Annotated in this window: 3 protein-coding genes; all 3 read left to right on the top strand. The window is 60.6% G+C overall.

The window, feature by feature from the left end; genetic code table 11:
• Positions 1–12: 12 nt before the first annotated feature.
• On the top strand, positions 13–1,689 hold the full coding sequence (locus tag AC2FIZ_RS20630) for a formate--tetrahydrofolate ligase (protein ID WP_142640425.1): 1,677 nt from the start codon (positions 13–15) through the stop codon (positions 1,687–1,689).
• A gap of 58 nt (positions 1,690–1,747) precedes the next feature.
• Positions 1,748–2,053: a chorismate mutase gene (locus AC2FIZ_RS20625; protein ID WP_142640424.1), complete on the top strand. Its 306-nt coding sequence runs from the start codon at positions 1,748–1,750 to the stop codon at positions 2,051–2,053.
• Positions 2,054–2,106: 53 nt separating this feature from the next.
• Positions 2,107–2,972 (top strand): bifunctional methylenetetrahydrofolate dehydrogenase/methenyltetrahydrofolate cyclohydrolase FolD (folD, locus tag AC2FIZ_RS20620; RefSeq protein ID WP_496791599.1); only part of this gene is annotated, 866 nt, incomplete at its 3' end.

The raw sequence follows: 2,972 nt of genomic DNA, 5'->3' as shown, positions 1-2,972 counted from the left end.
GACCGAAACCCAATGAGCTATAAATCTGACATCGAAATTGCGCGTGAGGCGAAGAAGAAGCCGATTCAGGAGATTGGTGCGAAGATCGGCATCGAATCTGCTGATCTTCTGCCCTATGGCCATGACAAGGCAAAGGTGAGCCAGGACTTCATCAATTCGGTTCAGGGCCGTGAGGACGGCAAGCTGATTCTGGTGACGGCGATCAACCCGACGCCTGCGGGTGAGGGCAAGACGACGACGACTGTGGGTCTGGGTGACGGTCTGAACCGGATCGGCAAGAACGCGATGATCTGTATCCGTGAGGCTTCGCTGGGCCCGAACTTTGGCATGAAGGGCGGCGCTGCGGGTGGTGGTTACGCGCAGGTTGTTCCGATGGAAGAGATGAACCTGCACTTCACCGGTGACTTTCACGCCATCACCAGCGCCCATTCACTGCTGTCGGCGATGATCGACAACCACATCTACTGGGGCAATGAGTGCGAGATCGACATTCGCCGTGTAGCGTGGCGTCGTGTGGTCGACATGAACGACCGCGCGCTGCGTCAGATCACGGCCAGCTTGGGTGGCGTATCGAACGGTTTCCCGCGCGAGACCGGCTTTGATATCACCGTGGCCTCTGAGGTTATGGCGATCCTGTGCCTGGCCAACGACCTGAAAGATCTGGAAAAGCGTCTGGGTGACATCATCGTGGCCTATCGCCGCGACAAGACCCCGGTTTACTGTCGCGACATCAAGGCCGAAGGCGCGATGACGGTGCTGCTGAAGGACGCGATGCAGCCGAACCTGGTGCAGACGCTGGAAAACAACCCGGCCTTTGTCCATGGCGGCCCGTTTGCCAACATTGCACATGGCTGTAACTCGGTCATTGCGACCAAGACCGCGCTGAAGGTTGCTGACTATGTGGTGACCGAAGCGGGCTTTGGGGCCGATCTGGGCGCCGAGAAATTCATGAACATCAAGTGCCGCAAGGCGGGTATCGCGCCGTCGGCTGTGGTGCTGGTCGCCACCGTGCGTGCGATGAAGATGAATGGCGGTGTGGCCAAGGCTGATCTGGGTGCGGAAAACGTCGACGCGGTCAAATCGGGCTGCGCCAACCTGGGTCGTCACATCGAAAACGTCAAATCCTTTGGCGTGCCGGTTGTGGTTGGCATCAACCACTTCGTCACCGATACCGACGCTGAAGTGCAAGCCGTGAAAGACTATTGCTCTGACCACGGGGTCGAAGCGGTTCTGTCGCGTCACTGGGAGTTGGGGTCGGAAGGTTCGGCGCCGCTGGCCGAGAAGGTGGTCGAAATCGTCGAAGGGGGCACAGCGAACTTTGCGCCGATCTACCCCGACGATATGCCGCTGTTCGAGAAGATCGAAACCATCGCCAAGCGCATCTATCGCGCGGACGAGGTTCTGGCCGACAACAAGATCCGCAACCAGCTGCGTGAATGGGAAGAAGCCGGTTACGGCAACCTGCCGGTCTGCATGGCCAAGACGCAATATTCCTTCTCGACCGATCCCTCGTTGCGCGGCGCGCCCACCGGCCATTCGGTTCCGGTGCGCGAGGTGCGCCTGAGCGCGGGTGCCGGATTTATCGTGGCGGTCTGTGGTGAGATCATGACTATGCCGGGCCTGCCGCGCAAACCGGCGGCCGAAAGCATCTGCCTCAATGACGCAGGTGAGATCGAGGGCTTGTTCTAAGTCGCCAGATAAGACATCTCGTGATCCGGAGAATGCTCCGGGCCACGAGGAGATCACGATGCCCACTCTGACACCGCCGCAAGACTGCGCAACGATGCAGGATCTGCGGATTCAGATCGACCAGCTGGACCGGCACCTGATCGAGATGCTGGTGAGGCGCGCCAGCTACATTGATCGCGCGTCTGAGTTGAAGCCGGGCGAGGGCCTGCCGGCCCGTATTCCGGATCGTGTTGAAGAGGTGGTGCAAAAGGTGCGTGCCAGCTCTCAGGCGGCGGGGATGGACCCCGATCTGGCCGAGACGCTGTGGCGCATTCTGATTGACTGGTCGATTGCGCGTGAGGAACGTGTGCTCGGCAACGACTGACTGACCGGGCGCCCCAAGCGCCCGATCCGTTTTTGGGAAGAAGGGATCGAAGAATGGTAGCGCAGGTTATCGACGGTAAGGCCTTTGCAGCAACGGTGCGGGCACAGGTTGCCGATCAGGTTGCAAAGCTGAAGGACGAAAATGGCATCACCCCTGGTCTGGCCGTGGTTCTGGTGGGCGAAGACCCGGCCAGCCAGGTCTATGTCCGCTCGAAGGGCAAGATGACCGTCGAGGTCGGCATGAACTCGTATGAGCACAAGCTGGATGTGGACACCTCCGAGGCAGACCTGCTGGCACTGATCGACAAGCTGAATACCGATCCCGCAGTCCACGGCATTCTGGTGCAGCTGCCGCTGCCCAAGCATCTGAACGAAGATCTGGTGATCAATTCGATCGACCCGGCCAAGGATGTCGACGGGTTCCACATCTCGAATGTGGGCCTGCTGGGCACCGGTCAGAAATCGATGGTGCCCTGTACCCCGCTGGGCTGCCTGATGATGCTGCGGGACCATCATGGATCGTTGTCCGGCATGGATGCGGTTGTGATCGGCCGCTCGAACATCGTTGGCAAGCCGATGGCGCAACTGCTGCTGGGCGACAGCTGCACCGTGACCATCGCGCATAGCCGCACCAAGGATCTGCCCGATGTTGTCCGTCGCGCGGATATCGTTGTCGCCGCTGTGGGCCGCCCCGAGATGGTGCCCGGCGACTGGATCAAGGAAGGCGCCACGGTCATCGACGTGGGCATCAACCGCATTGAACGCGACGGCAAGAACAAGCTGGTTGGAGACGTGGATTACGCCAGCGCCGCCGAACGCGCCGGAGCAATCACCCCCGTCCCCGGTGGCGTCGGCCCCATGACAATCGCATGCCTGCTGGCCAACACCCTGACCGCCGCATGCCGCGCAAACAAACTCCC

The organism is Ruegeria sp. CDSB022, from assembly GCF_059611145.1.
Note: the sequence above shows the minus strand (reverse complement) of the source record. Positions and strands in the feature narration are given on the sequence as shown.